Below are 20505 nucleotides of genomic sequence, written 5' to 3'. Positions count from 1 at the left end.
TTACACTAATCCTTCTAAATACGTTAATACTGCTCCGTCATTGCAGTGTCCAATGACTTGATCTGAAATCGCTTTAATTTCGGGTCTTGCATTCTCCGTAGCAATAGCTTTACCAGCAAATTCCAACATTTGATAATCGTTAAAATTATCTCCAAAAGCAATGGTTTCTGAAGGCTCAATCCCTAAAGCTAGGCAAAGGTGATCCATTCCGAAACCTTTATTAACCTCTTTTAAGATGATATCAATAGAATCAAAGCCTGTTGTCACTGCAGTAGCATAAGGCAAGGCCTGATTTAACCAATCACTACCTTCCAAGACCGTATCGCCTGTAAAGTTGGTAGAAACTTTAAAAATGGTATCATTTTCCATATCTTCAAAGCCATCAACAACTTTAACATTGGCGTAGTAGTGTTTAGTTTTTTGAATGTACTCTTGGCTTGCTCCCTTTAAAACATAGGCTGCCTTCTGCCCAGAAAAGACCATACCTGTTTCAAGATAATGTGGATTAGCCAAAATCTTTTCTGCAACTTCTGCATACTGCTCTTGGGTCATCACATCTGCAAAGAGCACCTCGCCTTGGTACTGAACAACAGAGCCATTTTCAGCTATCACAGCAATCTGATCCAAAAAAGGTTCAAACAGCTGATCAATGGCCAAGAGCGAGCGGCCACTCGAAACGGTAAAGACTATTCCTTTTTCTGTTAGTTTTGGTAATAGCGCAGCTAATCTCGCTTGATCGTATGTCCCATCTTCAGCTAAGAAGGTACCATCCATATCTGTTGCTATTAATTTAATCATGTTATTTCCTACTATTTCTTTTGAGTCATGTCCTTTTATTATAACATAGAAGACCAAAAATAGGGCAACTAGGGGCTAAGACAGGCCTTAAACCACTTCTTTTTTGATATTGTCTGAGCTACCATCTTGTCGAAAAGAGTAACCAGAACTAACTCAAAAAAGCATGAGTTCGCTTTCCTCAACGGAAAACGAAGCCATGCTTTTTAAGTGACTTAACTGAGATAAACCAAGCGTTTGTATTAGTTCTTAGAGCGTATGTAAGCTAGTGGGATAACCATTAACAGGCTGGCAAAACCTAAACTAATCAGTAATAATTGAGGAGATTTATCACCTGTCTGTGGTAAGTGTTCTAGCTTCTTGTTGCTATTTGCCACAGCTCGAGCGAGTGGCGTTTGAGGCTCGTTGAGCAAGGCAAAGACCCTTTGGGCACGCTTCTGAGCAACCTCGCTTTCTCGTAAGTCTTTTTGACCCAGCAACATAGAATGAGGTGGGGCTTCTTGTGATTCTTCTGGTAACAGCTGTTCTTGTGGGGAATGAGTGTTTTCTTGAGAAGACAGATTTCCTTGCCCATCTAAAGCTTTCTCTGCTGCCTTAATTTGAGCCAGAAGGGCATCCACTTCTGCTTGAGTAGCTCCTTGAGTTTCCAAGAGGTTTTGAGCAGCTGTCAACAAGTTGTCGTAAGCTTCTTTGCTAGACTGGCTTGCCATTTGATACTTGGCTGCGGTTTGTTTGAGAACCGATGCTTTGGTCACCATTTGACGGAGAGCAGTGTAATCTGTCTGATGCCCTAACACATGCTCTTTGGCAGTGAGCAGAGCTGCCAGAGCCTGCTCCACTTCTTCCTGACTCACCTTGGCTTTTTGAAGTAATGCTTTAGCAACTGCCAGTTGGTTTTGATAGGTTTCCCTGTTCAATGGATTAGCATTTGTAAAGGATTGGCTGGCTATCACATTAGCTTCTTCAAGAATTTCATTACTCAAGGCAGTTAGATTTGTTACTTTGCCATTTAGGGCTTGACGAGCTTTTACTAACGTCGCAACAGCTTGATCAATGACCTGGATGTATACTATAAAAGTAGACATCCAATCCTTATGATAATGCCGTAACGGAAGCATTTTTCAAGTATTTAAAGCATAGACAAATCAACCGAAAAAAGTATCAAAATATCAAACAGGTTCAATTAGACTGCTTTGAATACATTGAGAATTTTTATAACAATTACAACCCACATACGGCTAATCTAGGACTAACCCCTAATCAGAAAGAAGAAAATTAGTTTAACGCAATAAAATAACACGGTTTTCTGTCTACTTATTTGACATTAGTCCACAGCTTCTTTTAGGTCTGTATTGACATCCACGTAGTTATACCCAAAAATAACCTTATTGTTATACCATTGGCCATAAGTAATCCCTGCTTTTTGCTTAGCTGCTTCTAATTCTTCTTGAGAGTGATACTTTGCTTGACTAACGACAATTGAAGCACGTCATGCTGACTATCAAGCCCTGAATCAATCACAGCCACAACAGTTCCTTGACCTTTATAACCACTATCCCAAACGTGAGGAATGCTAATAATCTCATTACTGTCGATGTTTTGAGGAGTAGCCTCTTTTTCACCAACGGCCAGACGATTTACTTCTTCTGCCAAAGGCTCACTGGAGCTAGGAGTTTCTGCCATGTTACTAGTGGTAGACGTCACCCCTCCCTGAGCGTCTGTATCAGTGCTAGAAGGCATAGCTTGAACGGTTGCAACGGAGGCTTCTTCTTTAACAATTGCTGCAATGGGAGAGGAGGGGGCTTCTTGGGCAGAAGCTGACTGAACAAGGCTTGCGACTGAACTGTCGTTTGTAACGGCATCTGCTGAGGTAGTTGTAACGCCACCCATGAAAAGTAGGGTTCCCAACAAAACAGACACAGCGCCTATTTTATATTTACGGAGAGAAAAACGTTGTTTTGTGTTCATAAAAAACTCCTTTAGTTGTAATAAACTTATTAAAACATAAAAAAATAAAAACTTTATGCAATTTTCTGAAAATTAATTCCTAAAAATCATTCTGTTCTAAAAAAGGATAGCATTATTAACCTTAACTAATAAGATATGACGTCCCTAAAATTCCTAAAGAGAAACCTTCTCAATATCACAAGAAACTATCCTCACTCATAACCTACTCTATTCTTCACTCTTAAACTAAGAAAAAAGATACCTTTGAGCAATTTCCTAGTTCGCTCAAAGGTATCTTTCTTTTAAAATGATGGTGCCTAGCCCTCTTAGCTGGGTACTATTAACTTAAGGTAATCATTGTTATGACAAGTAAGTCAGGTTTTGAGAATCTTTCAGTTTCACAGAAACGACCTTAGATACCCCCGACTCCTGCATAGTAATCCCATAAATACTATCAGCTGCAGCCATTGTTCCTTTACGATGGGTCACGACAATAAACTGACTGTCCTTGTCAAAGCGATTCAAGTAATCACCAAAGCGTTTAACATTGGCTTCATCTAGTGCAGCTTCTACCTCGTCCAGAATGACAAAAGGAATGGTTTTAACACGGATAATGGCAAATAACAAGGCAAGTGCAGACAAGGCTTTTTCCCCACCCGACATTAGATTAAGAGATTGGATTTTCTTACCAGGTGGTTGGACAGAGATCTCCACACCAGCAGATAAGAGGTCTGTTTCCGTTAAGACCAAATCTGCAGAACCCCCACCAAACATCTGGGTAAAAGTTTCCTTAAAACTATCTCGAATAGCTTCAAAGGTGACTTTGAAGCGTGCTTTTACTTCACTATCCATGCTGCCAATTGTTTCCAACAAGAGATTTTTAGCCTTCATAAGGTCAGCTTTTTGACCATTTAGGAAAGTCAAGCGCTCATGCACTTCTTCATACTGGGCAATGGCTTCACTATTAATGGGTCCTAATGCGCGTATAGCTTTTTGTAAGCTCTGAAGTTCTTCTCTGGCAGCTGGCAATTGTTCGATACTGTTGGCAGCCAGCTTTGCTTCTTCCAAAGACATTTGAAAATCTTCTGATAGACTTTTAGCATAGGTACGCAATCGATTTGCAACCTGTTCTAGGCTAGCTTCTAATTGAGTTTGACGACGAATAAAGGCCTCGTTCTTCTCACCTTCTTTGGTCATCTGCTCTGCCAATTCTTCTAATCGAGCCTCATAGTCCTCTATTTCAAATCGTAATTGGACTAAGCGCTCTTGCGATGCCGTCTTATGCTGTAAAGCATCCTGTAATTGTTCTTCCCACTGCGGCAATTGTTGGATGCTATCTTGGCTAACATGACTGCTCAAGATACTCTCAAGATTGGTGATGTCTTGCTGACATTGCTGTAATTGTGCTTTTAGACGAGATTGATTGGTCTGCTCAAATTTCTTCTCATTGAGCAGATCTCTTTCCTCCAAACGGCGCTGAGACAGGGCTTGGCTAAGCTGGTCCGTCTTTTGCTTGATTAAGTCCTTGTTTTCCTTGATATCACTAATATCATGGGTCAAATCAGCCTTCTTCTTGGTAATCCTAACCAGAGCATCTTCGATACGGCTTTGCTCTGCTATCAAAGCATGATCCGAAGTATTTTCCTGACGTTCACTAAGCGCCTGCAACAAGGCCTGCGAATCATCTTGTTTTTCTTTTAGCTGCTGGTAAGCCATCTGAGCTTTTTGTTCAGCTAAGCGTGCTTGCTCGCCAGACAGTTTTAGTTGAGCTAATTCTTCTTTTTTGACCGCTACATCACTCTGTAAAGCAGCGACATCTTTCTCAGCCGCTCTGAGTTGTTCGTTCAGTTGCGCTAAATCCCTGCTAACTTGTTCTAACTCTGGCTTGATAAAGGTGGTGTTATTCTGTCGATTAGCACCGCCAGAAAAAGACCCACCCGGACGCAATTCTGTGCCATCTAGGGTAACAATTCTCACCTTATAACCAAGTAGACGTGCGGCATGATTGGCTTGATCGATGGTTTCAAAAATAGCGGTGCTGGCTAATAAGTTTTGAACAATTGCTGACAGCTTGACATCGTAGCGTACAAGGGACTCAGCAGTGCCTAAATAACCGTCACAAGTGGCCAATTGGCGTTGGTGATTTTCTGATAAGGAACGTGCCTTAATAGTGGTCAATGGTAAGAAGGTCGCTCGGCCCTGTCGATTCTTTTTCAAGTAGGCAATAGCTCTTTTGGCAGCAGCTTCATCTGCCACAATAATGTGTTGGCTGCTAGCTCCAAGAGCAACCTCAAGAGCCGTTTGATAGTCTGTATCAAAGGAAAGGTGCTCACTAACTGCCCCTAAAATCCCACCAAGTTGTTTGGCAGCTTGAAGCACAGCTCTAACACCGGCATAAAATTGGCTATGACTCCTCTGAATAGCTTCCAGACTGGCTTGTCTGGCTTCCTTAGCTTTTTTCTGATCTAGTAAATCAAATAGCCGGCTCTGTTCTGCTCGATATCGGCCTTCCAAATGGTTAATGTCTTGCTCACTGGTTTGATAACTTTGAAGTAGCGTTTTGACCTGCTCACTTTGGGCCTTGTAACCTTCTTCTGCTTCTTGACAAGCCTGAGTGAGACTATCAGTCTTGGCGATAAGGTCTTGATATTCTTGAGCCTGATTTTGGCGATCTTGATTTTCTTTTTCCAGTTGTGCTTTTAAGGCTGTTAGTTGATTGGAAAGTTCTGCTTCTTGTTGCATCAAGCCTACAAATTCTTCACGCAATTGTTCAATCAATTGATCTGGATCACTTGAAAAGCGGTCCAATTCTTGAGTCAAGCTCACTAAATGGTCAGCCACATCTTCCAGTTGCTGATCGAGGGCTTTCAAATGCTCAGCACGTTGGCTTTCTTCCGCTTTAAAACCTTGTAGCTGGTCTTGTAACTGATCCAGCCGCTGCTTGGCTTCTGCCTTTTTTTCTGCTTTTTGGCTACTTTCTAGCTTGATCAATTCAATTTGTTTTTCCAAATCAGAAATCAACTTGGTCAATTCTAACAAATTCGTTTGAGTTTGATCAGACTCATGACTAAGCGATTGACGCTTTTGCTTGAGCTGTTGATAATCTGCTTCCATGCTCTGACGATTGGCATAATAAGTAGCTAAATCTTGCTTCACGCTTTCTAAAGCAGCTCTGTCGTCACTTTGCTTCGCTTGATCAAGCGCAATATCTGTTACTAAGATATCAAGTTGCAATTGTTTTCGGCTAGCATCTAAATCAAGGAACTTCTGAGCCACCTTGGCTTGCTTTTCCAGAGGAACGAGCTGGTTGTCTAACTCGTAAATAATATCATCAAGACGGTCCAGATTATCCTGTGTTTGGTTCAGTTTGCTTTGTGTTTCTTTTTTGCGGGTCTTGTATTTTAGAACGCCCGCTGCCTCTTCAAAAATAGCTCGTCTTTCTTCTGGCTTACTGTTAAAAATTTCCTCAACACGCCCTTGGGAAATAATAGAGAAAGAATCACGACCAAGCCCTGTATCCATAAACAAATCATGGATATCACGAAGTCGTACTTTACGACCATCAATCAAGTAATCACTATCCCCATTACGGTAGATATGCCTTTCAATCCGAATCACTTCTTTGGCCTCTTTAATGAAGTGGTCAGAGTTATCAAGAACCACTGCTACCTGAGCATAGTTTAAGGGGCTCCGATTTTCAGTCCCTGCAAAGATAACATCAGGCATTTTGCCACCACGGAGACTTTTAGCACTTGATTCACCTAAGGCCCAACGTAGGCTTTCTGTGATATTGCTTTTGCCTGATCCATTTGGACCAACCACCGCGGTCACTCCCTTATCAAACTCAATTTTAGTCTTGTCTGCAAAGGACTTAAAGCCTTGCATTTCAATTTCTTTTAAAAACATTTAGACCTCACTCAGTTGGACTAGGGCATTTTTAGCAGCATCTTGCTCTGCCATTTTTTTAGACTTGCCCAACCCCTTACTAAGAACCTCTTCATTGACAAAGACAGCCACTTCAAACTGTTTAGCATGGGCAGGGCCTTTCTCACTGATTACTTGGTAATCTATAGCAATGTCTCCCTTTGACTGCAGGAGTTCTTGAAGGCAGGTCTTATAGTCTTTGACCTTTTCAAAATTCCCTTTCTCAACTTGTGGAATCATGACCTGCTGCAAGAAACGACGAACTTCATCAACCCCTTTATCTAGGAGAAGAGCGCCTAAAAAAGCTTCAAATAAGTCTCCCAAAATAGTATCACGATTGCGGCCACCAGATTTCTCCTCGCCTTTCCCAAGTTTGATATAGGTATCAAAGGAACAAAAACGTGAAAAACCAGCCAAACTCTCCTCACGAACAATCATAGAACGTAGTTTAGACATGTCACCTTCTGTTTTTTTAGGGTATTTGGCAAATAAATATTCTGAGATGATTAATTGCAGAACAGCGTCTCCTAAAAATTCCAAACGTTCATTATGTGAAATGTTTAGGAGGCGATGCTCATTGGCATAGGATGTATGGGTAAAGGCCGTTTCTAATAAGGTGTGGTCTTCAAAACAAATGTCAAAAGACGCTGCTAGTAACTCTTCAAGCTTTTTCATAAAAAACCCCTTTCATTTTGTCATAGACCTTATTAGTATACCAAAAATCCACCTAGAAAACTGGTTCTAAATGGATTTTTCGTAATTTATTAAAAATCTTAAATACCCGAAAACTTCTAAAATGAACTTAGCCACTTTTTAGGTATGAAAAAAGCACCTCTAAGAGGTATACTTGTAGTTCACCACAAACACAAGGAAACTCAAAAAGATGCAAGATTATTATACACCAAAAGGCAAACAATTGACAATCCATGAGCGTCGGCAAATTCAACGCTGGAAGCTGGAAGGTCGCTCTAATCGTGAAATTGCTCGCTTACTAGGTAAGGCCCCCCAGACCATTCATAATGAAATCAAGCGAGGATTGGTTAGGCAACAGGTTCGTAAAGGAAAGTTTGAAGCCGTTTATTCTGCTCAACATGCTCAGTTGGTCTATCAAGAAAATCGCAAGCGTTCTGTTAGACCCATTAGACAGCGTAAGCAAGATAGGGCGGCTATTGAACACTACATGCGTCAGAACTATTCCCCTGAGATGATAGTTAAAGCTAAGAGAGTTCAAGTCCCTGTATCTACCATCTATTACTGGATTCATCATGGGAAATTAAGTCTTGGTAAGGAGGCTATGCTTTATCCGAGAAAGGCTAAGCAGGCTAGAAAACATGCCAGTCCTTATTTTAAACCCGCAGGAAAGAGTATTGAACAACGCCCAGATAGCATTAACCAGCGTCTTGAAGCTGGGCATTATGAGATTGATACAGTCATTCTGACGAGGGCTAAAAATCAATGCTTACTCACCCTAACGGACAGGAAAACACGTCATCAGCTGATTCGATTAATACCGGATAAGTCTGCTCAAGCCGTCAATGAAGCTCTTACGGGGATTCTAAAAGACTACACCGTCAACTCTATCACAGCAGACAACGGGACAGAATTTTCTCGCTTATCAGATGTCTTTCCAGCAAGTGACATCTACTATGCCCATCCCTATGCGTCATGGGAGAGAGGCACTAACGAAAACCATAATCGCCTGATTCGCAGATGGCTCCCTAAAGGCACCAAAACAACGATCCCTAAAGAAGTCGCTGCTATTGAACATTGGATCAATCATTATCCTAAACGACTCTTCAACTACAAGTCGCCAGTAGAAATGTTAAAACTGGCTAACTTCAACTTGAAATTTAGCTTTCTTCTTAAAAACGCTCTTTTTTTAGAAGTTTTATGTACATAACTTAGTTCTGCAGATCTACACTCTGGACAGAACATTGAACCCTCATAATTACCTAACTTACCATCATGACTTTCTACAAAATCAACTATATAATCCAGAGTTGCAATATCATTCATTGAGGTACAGTAGCATTCATCAAAAGATTTTCTGGACATTATTTGCCTCCTCCATTCTTACTCAATTGATTTAAAACATCAATTTACAAATATACACTAACGATTTTGTATATTTTAACGATTACCAATTATATTAACATTATACTAAATTTTAAAAATTCATAAATTACATGACTTATCAATAAAACTTCAATTTCTCTAAAACAAGCTTATTCCAAGGCTTTCTTCGTATTCTATTGTATCAATTACCTTATTCCGATTTCAGTCGCAATAATTTCTCGAATTTTCATGTTGGGCTTAAACTCGATAAATGAATCCTAAACCCAAAAATACTCATAAAAACAGTAATCTAATATAATAAACATTTGATTAGAACATAACTTTCTTTTACATCATTTTAAAACTTAACTATTAATAAGTCAATACAATATAGTCATTTTATACTTTTTTATTATTTTTATTATGATATGACTTTTTAGATGTTGTCAATATCATTTAATAAGCTGTATAATAGATAATATATACTCAATCATGAGTAATTTAACTTGCTTTGAAAGGTATTACAGTTATGATTACTATTGCAGATAAATTGAAAAGCAAACGAAAAGAATACGGTATGTCGCAATCTGAACTCGCTGACGGCATTTGTGAACAAAGTCAAATTAGTAAAATAGAAAGAGGCTCTTTGATGCCAACTGCTCTTCTCTTACATCAACTGGCGGATAGGCTCAAGGTTACAATGGACTATTTCTTTGATGACGAGGTAGATGCAACTTCTAATTTAAAGGAGTTCATTTCTTTATCCTCTAAGTTACTTGAAGATCGAAATTATAAAGATTTAGAGTACCTCTACAATCTTGAAAAAGAAAAACACTCCTTTTTAACAGTGGATGACATGTCTTACTTAACTTGGATTCAATCACTTATTTCATTTTATAATGATAATGACTCCCAAAAAGCTATTGCTTTATTAGAAGACAGCATCACTACCATCAATAAAAAGCATTCGATTTATTTAAAAACCCTCAATACATTGGCTAACTTTTACTCATTAGTGGGGCAAGATGATAACTATGCCATAAACTATCAAAAACTTATTCAGCTGTATGCTACCAAAGACTTTGATTCTCAGGAAATTCTCTTTGGATACATTCGAACACGTTATAACTATGCGCATCATTTATTATCGAAAAACCAAAACCTTGAAGCCATTCAAATTGCTATGGAAACTATTGACTGTTGTAAAACTCATAAAACGAGCTACCAGTTAGCAGCCCTCCTTATTTTAGTTGGAAACGGGAGCCAATCCTTTTTAGACACTGATAAAGTGATGGAATATTACTTGGAAGCTCGCGATTTATGTAGAGTCTACGGGAACGAATTGACCTACCTTCAAATAGAAAACTATATCAAAGAGTTAAATTCTAAAAACAATACTCTTTAAGTCATCAAAAAAGTAGCCCTGACTGGTATATTACCAATCAGGGCTACTTTTCGTATTCTTTTTTATTTTAGCATTTTTTCTTAAATATCCGTCAAAGGACAAGCTGTGTCTGGGCAAGTGTCATGAACAGTAAAGTCTGTACCTACCGCTAAATCTGCCATGGCTAATTGGTTCACCATGGTCATGTGAGCCAACTCTTTGATGTTATTTTCTTTACTCAAATGGCCCAAATAGATTTTTTTGGTCTTATGCCCTAAACTTCTAATCATAGCTCCAGCGCCATCTTCATTTGACAAATGGCCCATGTCTGACAAAATGCGTTGTTTTAAACTCCAAGGGTAAGAACCCGACCGTAAAATTTCAATGTCATGATTGGACTCAATCAAGTAGCCATCTGCATTTTCAATAATACCTGTCATTCGGTCACTGACATAACCTGTATCAGTCAGCATCACAAACGATTTGTTGTCCTTCATAATGCGGTAAAACTGAGGATCAACCGCATCGTGACTAACGCCAAAACTTTCAATGTCAACATCTCCAAAGGTCAACATCTTATCTCTTTGGAAAATATGTTTTTGGGAGGCATCAAGCTTCCCGAGCATATTACGCTCATCCATCAACTGCCATGTTTTTTCGTTGGCATAAACATCCAAATGGTACTTGCGAGCCATCACTCCCACTCCTTTGATATGATCTGAATGTTCATGTGTAATCAAAATAGCATCTAAATCTTCAGGCTTGCGGTCAATTTCAGCAAGGAGACTGGTGATTTTCTTACCAGTCAACCCCGCGTCAATTAATAATCGCTTTTTAGGTGTTTCTAAATAAAAACAATTGCCTGTGGATCCGGATGCTAAAATACTGTATTTAAAACCACTTTCAATCATTAATTAATCTATGTCATCCTCCCACTCTTCGTAAATGGCAGCATCTTTTTCATATGGCAAGACGATGGTAAAGGTTGATCCTTTGCCATAATCACTCTTCGCCCAAATAAACCCGTGATGCTGCTTAATAATTTCTTTGGCAATGGCAAGCCCTAGACCAGTTCCACCTTGAGCACGGCTTCTTGCCTTGTCCACACGGTAAAAACGGTCAAAAATAAGGGGCAGATCCTTCTTCGGAATGCCTAAGCCTTGGTCTGAGATGGAAATAATCAATTGCGTGTCGGTTGTTTTCATGCGAACAGTGATTTTCCCACCATCAGGAGAGTATTTAATCGCGTTGTTTAGGATATTTTCAATAACCTGCGTCATCTTATCATTATCAATTTCCAGCCAAACAGAGGTAATCGGATAGTCTCTCACAATTTCATAAACCTTGCCAGTACCGGTGTGCTGGTTTTTAACTAGGTCAAATCGGTTCAGGATAGATGTCATAAAAGCTGTAAAATTGGTCATCTCGACAGATAACTGAGTTACTTGGTTATCAATGCGAGACAAGTTTAAAAGATCGGAAATCATACGCATCATCCGATTGGTTTCATCAAGAGAAACCTTGATAAAACTTGGGGCAATATCTTCCTTGATGGCACCTTCGTCAAGAGCCTCCAAGTAGGATTTCACCGATGTCAAAGGTGTTCTCAACTCATGACTCACATTAGAAACAAACAACCGGCGTTCACGTTCTTCCTTTTCCTGTTCTGTAGTGTCATGGAGCACCACAACCAAACCAGAAATAAAACCACTTTCTCGTCTGTTTAAGGCGAAGCGTAAACGTAATGTCACAAACTCACCCATGTCATTGCGACTATTGACCGTCACAACAGGCGTTTTGGAAACCAATTCACGATAGGTATAGGGGGTATCTCCCTCCAACAAATCGGTAATGTTCTTTTCAAGGGCCTGCTCCTTGGTCAAATTGAGCTGCTTGCGGGCAGTCTCGTTAATCATGATGATTTTCCCAGAACGGTCTGTGGCAAGTACGCCATCTGACATATAGGCCAGAATGCTGGCCAAGCGATTTTTTTCCTGGGCAAGATTCTCATGGGTTAAGCGAAACACGTCTGAGAGATCGTTTAACTGATCTGCCAGTTCCATCAATTCAATGTCAGCCTTTTCGTTAATCATGTCGGTATAACGGCCATTAATCAGGTCTCTGATTTTATGGCTCATCATTCGAATAATACGGGCATTTCGGTAATCACGCACCGCTAAGTGAATAAAATAAAAGGCAACAAAAACAAGTAATAAGAGAATCGCTAATTCAAAAGCGGATAAGTTTCCAATGATATCTCTAGTCATAAGATTTCATGTAGTACCCAACACCGCGTCTCGTTAAAATATATTCGGGACGGCTTGGTGTGTCTTCAATTTTTTCACGCAGACGACGAACCGTCACGTCAACAGTACGGACATCGCCAAAGTAATCATAGCCCCAAACCGTCTCAAGCAAGTGCTCTCGTGTCATCACTTGACCCATATGATTGGCCAGGTGGTGTAATAATTCAAATTCACGATGGGTTAATTCCACTTCTTTGCCATGTTTTTTAGCCACAAAAGCATCTGGTAAAATTTGTAAATTACCAATGGTTAACTCTTGTGAACCTGAAGAAGCATTTTCCTCTGCTACGGCTGTTTCGATCGTTTCTGTTCGACGTAAATGAGCCTTGACACGCGCTAATAGTTCACGATTTGAAAAAGGTTTGGTAACATAATCATCTGCCCCAATTTCAAGGCCAATGACCTTGTCAAACTCACTATCCTTAGCCGACAGCATAATAATCGGCACATGACTGGTTTTACGGATTTCTTTGGCCACTTCAAGACCGTCCAATTCCGGTAACATCAAATCAAGAATAATTAAATCCGGTTTTTCGTCTTCAAACACGGTAACAGCTTCACGGCCATCAAAAGCGGTCACAATGTCATAACCTTCTTTTGTCAAGTTAAACTTAATAATGTCAGAAATCGGTTTTTCATCATCCACAATCAGTATTTTTTTCATGTTTATACCTCAGAAAGTTTTGTAATCGTCATTACAGTTGGAGGTCTCTAAACCTTAGCAGAGGCCTCCAAGCTTATCTTCCTCTCTCTATTTCTATCTGATTATATCAAAAATTCTATCTAATTGACAACGGCAACCCCTTTTCTCTCAAATCTCCCTACTGACCTTTCCATTTTCTAATTATGTTGACAGTTAAGGAAAGCTGTGATAAACTATTTTTACTTTTATGTAAGAAAACTTAACACAAAGGAGATTGCCATGACACTTGTTACATTTACGTCTGTGGAAAAATACTATGGGGAATACCATGCGTTGAAAAATATTAACCTCACCATCGAACGAGGACAAGTTGTTGTTCTACTGGGTCCCTCTGGATCTGGAAAATCGACTTTAATTAGAACCATAAATGCTCTTGAAAGCATTGAGACTGGAAGCCTTGTTGTCAATAACATTGAAGTTGCCAATGCTGGTTCGAAAGAATTGGTAGCGCTTCGACAAAAAGTCGGGATGGTTTTCCAACATTTTAATCTCTATCCTCACAAAACGGTGTTAGAAAATATAACATTAGCACCGATGAAAGTCTTAAACGTATCTCGTGAGGAAGCGGAAAAAACAGCGGAAAAATACCTTACCTTTGTAAACATGTGGGATCGCAAAGATGCTTATCCGTCAATGCTCTCAGGAGGGCAAAAACAGCGGATTGCTATCGCCAGAGGATTGGCCATGAATCCTGATTTACTCCTTTTCGATGAACCTACTTCTGCTCTTGATCCTGAAACCATTGGTGATGTGTTAGCAGTCATGCAAAACCTTGCTGCCGAAGGAATGAACATGATTGTGGTAACCCACGAAATGGGATTTGCAAAAGAAGTCGCCGATCGCATCATCTTCATGGCAGACGGCGAAATATTAGAAGATACTACCGATGTCGAAGGCTTTTTCAATCATCCTAAGGAACCTCGTGCCCAACAATTTTTGAGCAAAATGATTAACCATACAAGTGATTCTGTAGTCACCACAAAACAGAAAAAACACGGTAAAGGAGCTTGCTAATGAAAAAGTACTCTCTGTTAGTTATCTGTTTTTTGCTGACACTGATTTGCCCTAGTTTAAGCCAGGCAAGCGAGTTGACAACCCCTAACGTCTTAAAACAAATTACTAAGAAAGGTCAACTCCGTATCGGTGTCAAACAAGACGTCCCTAATTTCGGGTATTATCATCCTAAGCACCGTCAGTTTGAAGGAATGGAAATTGATATTGCCAAAAAAATTGCTAAAGCTTTGAACGTTAAACCTCAGTTTACTGCTGTAACTGCTCAAACTCGAGAAGCCTTACTAGATAATCAACAGTTAGATATGATTATTGCCACTTATACTATTACACCTGAACGCCAAAAGCAATATGCCTTCTCTAACCCTTATTATTTAGATGAAATTGGTTTCTTAGTCAAAAAATCCGATGCAATCACATCCATTAAGGAGCTCGATCAAAAAACAATTGGAGTGGCCCAAGGATCAACCACTAAAAATGCTATTGAAGAATATGGTAAAGCTCACGACTTATCCTTTTCATTTGTCCAGTTGGGTTCTTATCCTGAACTCGCCATCTCACTGTACGCCAATCGCATCGCTAGTTTTAGTGTGGATAAATCCATTTTATCAGGTTACACCAATCAAAAAACAACTATCTTAACCGAAGGGTTTAATCAACAAGCCTACGGAGTTGCTACGACAAAATCAAACAAAGCCTTGATTACCCATATCAATAAATTGCTTGAGCAATGGCAAAAAGATGGAAGCCTTGCTAAGATTTATCGTAAGCATGGATTGACACCTGCCACAAGAAAACCCTAAGAAAGGAGAAGCCATGACTTTATTAACAACTACGAGTTCAGTTGCCTTACCTCAGTGGACAGCTTTTTTTAACAACTTTCCACTATTTCTTAAGGCATTCCTTTATACACTAGGCGTTTCTTTAGCAGCGCTTTTGTTAGCCATGGTGCTCGGTGTGATAATAGGTGGTCTTTCCACTGCTAAGCAAAAAGGAAACCGTGTCATCGCAAGAGTATACGTGGAATTTTATCAAAACACACCCTTATTGGTTCAAGTCGTCTTTATGTATTATGGTCTTGCTATCATCTCTAAAAGCTTCATCATGCCATCTGCTTTTCTGACTACCGTCTGTTGTGTAGGCCTTTATCACGCGGCTTACATTGCAGAAGTCATCCGCTCTGGTATCGAAGCTGTTCCTAAAGGACAAACCGAAGCTGCCTTATCTCAAGGGTTTACGCGTCTACAAACCATGTCTCTGATTATCATCCCTCAGGCGGTGAGAACCATTTTACCGCCTTTAACAAACCAAGTCGTTAACCTAATCAAAAACACTTCTATCGTTGCTATTATCTCAGGAGCAGACCTTATGTTTACTGCTAAAGTATGGGCTTATGACACGACTTATTATGTGCCCGCGTTTGCAGGAGCTGCCTTTTTATACTTTATTCTCTGCTTTCCTATCGCCATCTTTGGACGTCGACAAGAAGAGCGTAACAAAGAAACTTATTCTCTTTAGAAAGGAGACCATGTATGTCACCCTTATTAACTTACTCCAATCTCCTTTTCTTGCTAGGAGGGTTGGGCCTAACTCTCTTTATTTCTCTAGCCGTTATTATCTTATCAACCTTGTTTGGAACACTTCTAGCGGTGATGCGTAATAGCCACTCCAAGCCACTTGGTCTGATTGCTAGCATTTATATTGAATTTGTCAGAAATGTGCCCAATTTGTTGTGGATTTTTATCATTTTTTTAGTGTTTAAAATGGAATCCATCACTGCGGGAATCACTGCCTTTACAGTCTTTACGTCTGCTGCCCTAGCTGAAATCATTCGAGGTGGGTTAAATGCCGTTAATCATGGGCAGACGGAAGCTGGTTTATCTCAAGGATTTACCCATTTTCAGGTGTTCTGCTTAATTATTTTTCCCCAAGCTTTCCGGAAAATGCTCCCAGCGATTATTTCCCAGTTTGTCACTGTTATTAAAGACACTTCCTTGCTCTACTCTGTTCTTGCTATTCAAGAGCTCTTTGGCAATAGTCAAATTTTAATGGGCCGCTATTTTGAACCAAAGGACGTTTTTCTTCTCTATGGCATAGTAGCCGGGCTTTATTTTCTAATTAATATGTCCATTTCCCAGTTCTCTAGAACCCTGGCTAAAAAATGGGCTCAAGCCAACTAAATATAAAAAAGAAGAGATAATGAACTGCACCCCAAAAGTTTGACAACAAATCTAACTTTTGGGGTCACGTCAAAAACTCTTCTTTTTTATCGCCATTATTTCTTGGAGATTCCATACTTGATAAGTCGTTTAAACTTTTTGGCCTCTTGTTTGACCATAGAAAAGCTACTCTTATGGTCTGAACTATAAATCCCCTTAGCATTAAAGTAAGAAAAGGCAAAATCATTTCTATTTTGCTTAAACCATTTGCGAAAAACTCGCGACGGGGATTGGAAACCTTTAGCCACCTCACGTCTAAAATTGGGATCATGATGCCTTATGGGATCAACATCCAAATCCCAATGCCTAGGACCATCTGTACCATAGTTAAAGGAGGCACCATTCACAATTCCTTTTTCGGTCACCACCTCTCCATCGATTTCATTCAGGAAAAATCCCTTATTGTCAAGGATGAATTCGGTATGAAACCAAAGCAAAACTTTAATGTTATAAGAAAGCTCTTGATCGGGAAACATGACTTTTTCTCCCTCAATTTTTAGTTTGTTATGTAGTCTAGCTGAATCCAGCAAAGTATAATCAGGGGAACGCCGCCATAAAGCAGGTCCTTTTTTAGCTCTCAGAAAAATAGCCAAAGCCTGGCCATCGGTCATTTCTTCTTGTTTGTAATAGTTCCGAATATATTGAGCCTGCTGACTGGAAATCACATAACGAAATTGATGCAAACGTCTTTCCAAGTCACCCACTTCTCCTAAAGTTCTAGCCGGAAAAGCTTGGTCAACTAAGCTAGCCATCTCTTTCCAAAAAGGATGGTCTGGTGATAAGTCAGGAGAAAAGTTAGCGAGCAAGGCCTTGGTATCCTCTAGCTGACCGCTTAACTCGACAGGCATTTCTACCAAATCAAGTAAAAATGTCAGTAATGCTTTGATTGTTTTCGCCTTTTTTTCAATTGGCCAAATCATCCAGAAACTAGGGGACCCAAGACGACTATCAATGACTGCTTCTTCCGCTAACGCTCGAAAGGATTGATTCGATAAACCAGCTCTTTGATACTCTTTCAAAGCTTGGTAACGATCTAGAATAGCCTGTGTCATTGCCTTTCCCCCCTTCATTGTTGGACCTTATTATACCATATTCAACATTTCGGGTCAGTTGATAACCTCTAAAAGTAAGCTGCAACTACCAAACCTATGTCCCTTTAGATGGTAATAAAGCCAGCAGAGCTGCTCGATCAATTTTACCGCTATCGTTGAGCGGAAGCTGGTCTACAAGAAGATAATATTTAGGCAATTGCCAAGGGCTAAGGTGAGAGACTAAAAAGTCTTTAATCGCTGCCAACTTCTGATTCTCAGTCAAGACTAAGACCAACAGGACAGCTTGGTTTAAACCACTCCCCACTTTGAGCGCGGTGGCTTCCTTTACACCTGAAGCTTGTGCGACCAATTCCACAAGGCTAGGAAGATGGCATTTGACGCCTTGTTGGTTGACCCAGTCATCTCGTCGTCCTTTCAATATTAAACCAGCGGAGCACATTTCTCCAAAATCTGACACACTATAGGGCTGTTTAATGCCTTCAATGGCATAAGGGGTTTCCACAAAAATTTGTTTATCCACAAGACTGATGTTGACACCTGGAAAAGGTTGACCCACCAAACCTGCTGTTTCTAAAGTGTCTTTGCCATTACACCAAGTGATGAACGACAATTCACTAGTTCCATAGAAAATAATAACTTCGAGCTGAGGAAATGTCTGATAATAACGCTGGAGTAAGTCAGGTGACATCAGTTGCGAAGAAGTTAAGAGGTGGGTAGCTGTCATATTGGCCTTAGTGAGGTAGGGTAATATACGATTGAGATAAGTCGGCAACAGATAAAGATGACTAACTTGCTCTTTTTGCCATAACATAAGCCAGGTCTTAAAAGATGGTTTTTGTGTCCAAACAATACAACCACCTGCCCAAAGCTGTGCCAAGGCTAAATTTAAATTACCGGTAAAACTAAAACTCCCATGCAAAAAAAGACTTGTATCTGCATTCAGGCCAAAAACCTGATTTTGATAGTCAAACATCTCAGTCCACGAAGACAATGACCGCCAAAATAATTTAGCTTGACCTGTGGAACCCGAACTCAAGACTGCAAAGTCAGCCTGGGTCGGTGGCTTTTGATTATCCTGCCTAATCCGCTGTTGGTAGCCATCAGGCATATTGGGATGGGCAATAAGAGGGCGATTATTTTGCCGTAACCCTTGTAAAAAGGCAATCAACTGCTTGAGGTAATGTTGTTCGTGAATAACCTGTGGACGCTCTTCTAGCGGCAACTTCTTATCAGTGATAATAGCTTGCCATAATTCATAATAGGTCAAGGTTTGTTGATCCGTCACAACAGCTCTCTTATCAGGACATTCCTTCGCCCACTGATTCAGTCTAGTTAGCATTGCACCACTCCTGATTGTATTCTACCAAGAAGGCAATTCCCTGCCCTCCCGCTGCTGGAATAGCTGCCAATCCATACCGCCCTTCCTTAATTTCTAAAGCCTTCATTAAATGTAAGAGAATAATAGCTGCCGAAGCTCCAAAAGGATGCCCGTAGGCCAAAGCTCCTCCAAATATATTATAGCGGTCCAATAAATCTGGGTAATGGGTTTCAAATAAACCATCAATAACGGCAAAGGCTTCGTTCCATTCAATCGCTGTCATATCTGCCATCCCTAGGCCATGTTTTGCCAAAAGGACTTGACTAGCTGTAACCACCATTAAGGGGCTACGCTGTGGGTCTCCTGCTACTTCTACCACATCAATAAGTTTAAAAGCTGAAGGCTGACTACTTAGCTGTAAAAAGGCAGCAGCATCATGGGTGAGGCAGGCATTGGCTGCACTAATCACGTGACCCTCTCCTAAGATAGGGGGTACCTTTGACAACACCTTACTTGACAAGCGCGGTCGAATACCTTGATCACTAGCACCTGGCAGGTCTAGAATAAGATCAGCTAACAGGGCTTGCTCCTGGCAATAACTAGCCTTTTGATGACTCTTCAATGTCCAGTGATTCAAATACTCCTTTGTAAAGCCATGTTCTCTTGCCACTCGTTCTGCCCCCTCAATCATCGCAAATGGACTGTTGGTGTCCGGAGAAAACTGGGCAACTTTGTAAGGGCCTTGGCGCCAATCAGCTGAAGCATATACCGATTCAGGTTGTAAGGAGCTGCTTTCAATCCCTCCCACTAAAAGGTTGCTTGCCATACCTGCCTTGATTTTAGCATAACCCACGGAAAGAGCTGCACCAGCCGAAGCACATTGCATATCAACCGTCAAAGCAGGGACAGATTCTCCTAAATGAGAATACAGGGTCATCAAGCGCCCAATATTACCACCAGTTCCGACGGCATTGCCACAAATTACTTGGTCAATAGGAGCTGGATACTTATTTTGTAAAGCATTGATGAGCTTTGCTCCAAGGATTTCTGGTTGTTCTTTAGCAAATTGTTTCCCTACTAAACCGATAGGGGTTCTAAGGCCTGCAGCAATATAAATATCCGTCATGGTCATAATCTCCTTTAGCTACTAATTTACCAGCTTGAAACAGGCCAATGGCTCTGCCTTTCACCATCAATTGGATAGTTCTATCTAAAACCGCTGGTGCATAAAAGCGCAAATGTAATCGACGATAATCGATAGCTAGCCTATCACTCACCTGCTCGAGTAAGAATGCTCCGGGTAAAACATAAGGTGCTTCTCGGTGAATAGGATTTTGATCCCCGGTATCCTCTAGAAATTGAGCAAAGGCAGCTTGACTGATATTTATTGTCTGATCATCATTTGCTAAAAACTTATTAGCCTTTTCTTCTAATTGATTACTATTGGTGGATTCTGATAGCCACTGAACTGGCTGCTTCTTCAAGAATCGGACCTCAAGCGTCAGCCCTGATTCACTCAACCTTATTTTCCGGAAATGTTGGGTATCCGTGAGCACTTGATTTTCATATAATTGCGCAGCTTTTTCTAAGGTCATGTCAACCACCAGGCTGTTCTTTGGTAAATCTTGGTTGCACTTAATCATGGTACTTAGTAGCCTTCTCATTGTCACCCTCATTTTTCAATCACGTTAACTTTATTATACTGAAAGCTCCGGTCCAAGAAAAGGGAAAACCTGTAAAAGAACACTTCTTAGCCACCAAAAAAAGTTGAGTCCTAGACCCAACTTTTTC

The 20505-nt window shown here is 40.4% G+C and carries 18 protein-coding genes and 1 pseudogene; 7 read left to right on the top strand and 12 right to left on the bottom strand.

The genetic code is table 11. The annotated features are described in order from the left end of the window. Together FQT67_RS02895 and FQT67_RS02890 are read right to left on the bottom strand one after the other, a co-directional pair. Positions 1–798, bottom strand: coding sequence for a Cof-type HAD-IIB family hydrolase (locus FQT67_RS02895; RefSeq protein ID WP_003053992.1), 798 nt, complete (start codon positions 796–798; stop codon positions 1–3). A gap of 239 nt (positions 799–1037) precedes the next feature. Further along, positions 1038–1880, bottom strand: a complete 843-nt coding sequence (locus FQT67_RS02890; RefSeq protein WP_046177371.1) for an FIVAR domain-containing protein — start codon at positions 1878–1880, stop codon at positions 1038–1040. Between the two features lie 5 nt (positions 1881–1885). On the opposite strand from FQT67_RS02890, the pseudogene FQT67_RS02885 reads away from it, so the two are divergent. Beyond that, positions 1886–2074: pseudogene (locus tag FQT67_RS02885) on the top strand (IS3 family transposase); the annotation flags it as partial. A gap of 158 nt (positions 2075–2232) precedes the next feature. Here the strand turns inward: FQT67_RS02885 and FQT67_RS02880 are convergent. The 3 genes from FQT67_RS02880 to rnc all read right to left on the bottom strand — a co-directional run bounded on the left by FQT67_RS02880 (position 2233) and on the right by rnc (position 7341). After that, on the bottom strand, positions 2233–2763 hold the full coding sequence (locus tag FQT67_RS02880) for a YSIRK-type signal peptide-containing protein (RefSeq protein ID WP_227986138.1): 531 nt from the start codon (positions 2761–2763) through the stop codon (positions 2233–2235). Between the two features lie 339 nt (positions 2764–3102). Continuing rightward, positions 3103–6648: a chromosome segregation protein SMC gene (gene smc / locus FQT67_RS02875; RefSeq protein ID WP_046177372.1), complete on the bottom strand. Its 3546-nt coding sequence runs from the start codon at positions 6646–6648 to the stop codon at positions 3103–3105. Then, a complete protein-coding gene (gene rnc, locus FQT67_RS02870) occupies positions 6649–7341 on the bottom strand; it encodes a ribonuclease III (protein ID WP_003057240.1) in 693 nt (230 codons plus the stop codon). 208 nt (positions 7342–7549) lie between these two features. Between rnc and FQT67_RS02865 the strand changes: the two genes are divergently transcribed. Continuing rightward, on the top strand, positions 7550–8566 hold the full coding sequence (locus FQT67_RS02865) for an IS30 family transposase (protein WP_143936365.1): 1017 nt from the start codon (positions 7550–7552) through the stop codon (positions 8564–8566). A 684-nt stretch (positions 8567–9250) separates the two neighbouring features. Continuing rightward, the gene (locus FQT67_RS02855; RefSeq protein ID WP_046177434.1) at positions 9251–10126 is read left to right on the top strand and encodes a helix-turn-helix transcriptional regulator; all 876 of its coding nucleotides are present in this window, start codon (positions 9251–9253) and stop codon (positions 10124–10126) included. 80 nt (positions 10127–10206) lie between these two features. Here FQT67_RS02855 and FQT67_RS02850 read toward each other — a convergent pair whose 3' ends face one another. The 3 genes from FQT67_RS02850 to yycF are packed head-to-tail and all read right to left on the bottom strand — an operon-like array spanning position 10207 to position 13075. Beyond that, entirely contained in the window at positions 10207–11016 is an 810-nt protein-coding gene (locus FQT67_RS02850; RefSeq protein WP_115256786.1) for an MBL fold metallo-hydrolase, read from the bottom strand. Between the two features lie 3 nt (positions 11017–11019). Then, positions 11020–12372 carry a cell wall metabolism sensor histidine kinase VicK gene (vicK, locus tag FQT67_RS02845; RefSeq protein WP_003060939.1) on the bottom strand — a complete coding sequence of 451 codons (1353 nt, stop codon included), beginning with the start codon at positions 12370–12372 and terminating at the stop codon, positions 11020–11022. Continuing rightward, the gene (gene yycF, locus FQT67_RS02840) at positions 12365–13075 is read right to left on the bottom strand and encodes a response regulator YycF (protein WP_003049952.1); all 711 of its coding nucleotides are present in this window, start codon (positions 13073–13075) and stop codon (positions 12365–12367) included. Before yycF ends, vicK begins: the two co-directional genes overlap by 8 nt. A gap of 258 nt (positions 13076–13333) precedes the next feature. Here yycF and FQT67_RS02835 point away from each other — a divergent pair, with 258 nt between their 5' ends. Genes FQT67_RS02835 through FQT67_RS02820 form a run of 4 tightly spaced genes read left to right on the top strand, consistent with a single transcriptional unit; the run spans position 13334 to position 16305 of the window. Beyond that, positions 13334–14128, top strand: coding sequence for an amino acid ABC transporter ATP-binding protein (locus FQT67_RS02835; RefSeq protein ID WP_003057217.1), 795 nt, complete (start codon positions 13334–13336; stop codon positions 14126–14128). Beyond that, positions 14128–14928, top strand: a complete 801-nt coding sequence (locus tag FQT67_RS02830) for a transporter substrate-binding domain-containing protein (RefSeq protein WP_003057243.1) — start codon at positions 14128–14130, stop codon at positions 14926–14928. The genes FQT67_RS02835 and FQT67_RS02830 overlap by 1 nt, the downstream gene beginning before the upstream one ends. A gap of 13 nt (positions 14929–14941) precedes the next feature. Further along, on the top strand, positions 14942–15643 hold the full coding sequence (locus FQT67_RS02825; protein WP_003057191.1) for an amino acid ABC transporter permease: 702 nt from the start codon (positions 14942–14944) through the stop codon (positions 15641–15643). A gap of 14 nt (positions 15644–15657) precedes the next feature. Then, complete coding sequence (locus FQT67_RS02820) at positions 15658–16305, top strand: amino acid ABC transporter permease (RefSeq protein WP_046177436.1); 648 nt, start codon at positions 15658–15660, stop codon at positions 16303–16305. A gap of 95 nt (positions 16306–16400) precedes the next feature. Here the strand turns inward: FQT67_RS02820 and FQT67_RS02815 are convergent, their stop codons facing one another. The 4 genes from FQT67_RS02815 to FQT67_RS02800 form a co-directional block, all read right to left on the bottom strand. Continuing rightward, entirely contained in the window at positions 16401–17396 is a 996-nt protein-coding gene (locus tag FQT67_RS02815) for a DUF3114 domain-containing protein (protein WP_042357864.1), read from the bottom strand. 94 nt (positions 17397–17490) lie between these two features. Continuing rightward, a complete protein-coding gene (locus FQT67_RS02810) occupies positions 17491–18735 on the bottom strand; it encodes an AMP-binding protein (RefSeq protein ID WP_015016778.1) in 1245 nt (414 codons plus the stop codon). Continuing rightward, a complete protein-coding gene (locus FQT67_RS02805) occupies positions 18725–19840 on the bottom strand; it encodes an acetyl-CoA C-acyltransferase (protein WP_042357863.1) in 1116 nt (371 codons plus the stop codon). The genes FQT67_RS02810 and FQT67_RS02805 overlap by 11 nt, the downstream gene beginning before the upstream one ends. Further along, positions 19809–20378, bottom strand: a complete 570-nt coding sequence (locus FQT67_RS02800) for a hypothetical protein (protein ID WP_046177437.1) — start codon at positions 20376–20378, stop codon at positions 19809–19811. Before FQT67_RS02800 ends, FQT67_RS02805 begins: the two co-directional genes overlap by 32 nt. Between the last annotated feature and the right edge of the window lie 127 nt (positions 20379–20505).

The sequence above is a fragment of the Streptococcus sp. NCTC 11567 genome, from assembly GCF_902141215.1.
Classification (GTDB): domain Bacteria; phylum Bacillota; class Bacilli; order Lactobacillales; family Streptococcaceae; genus Streptococcus; species Streptococcus dysgalactiae.
Note: the sequence above shows the minus strand (reverse complement) of the source record. Positions and strands in the feature narration are given on the sequence as shown.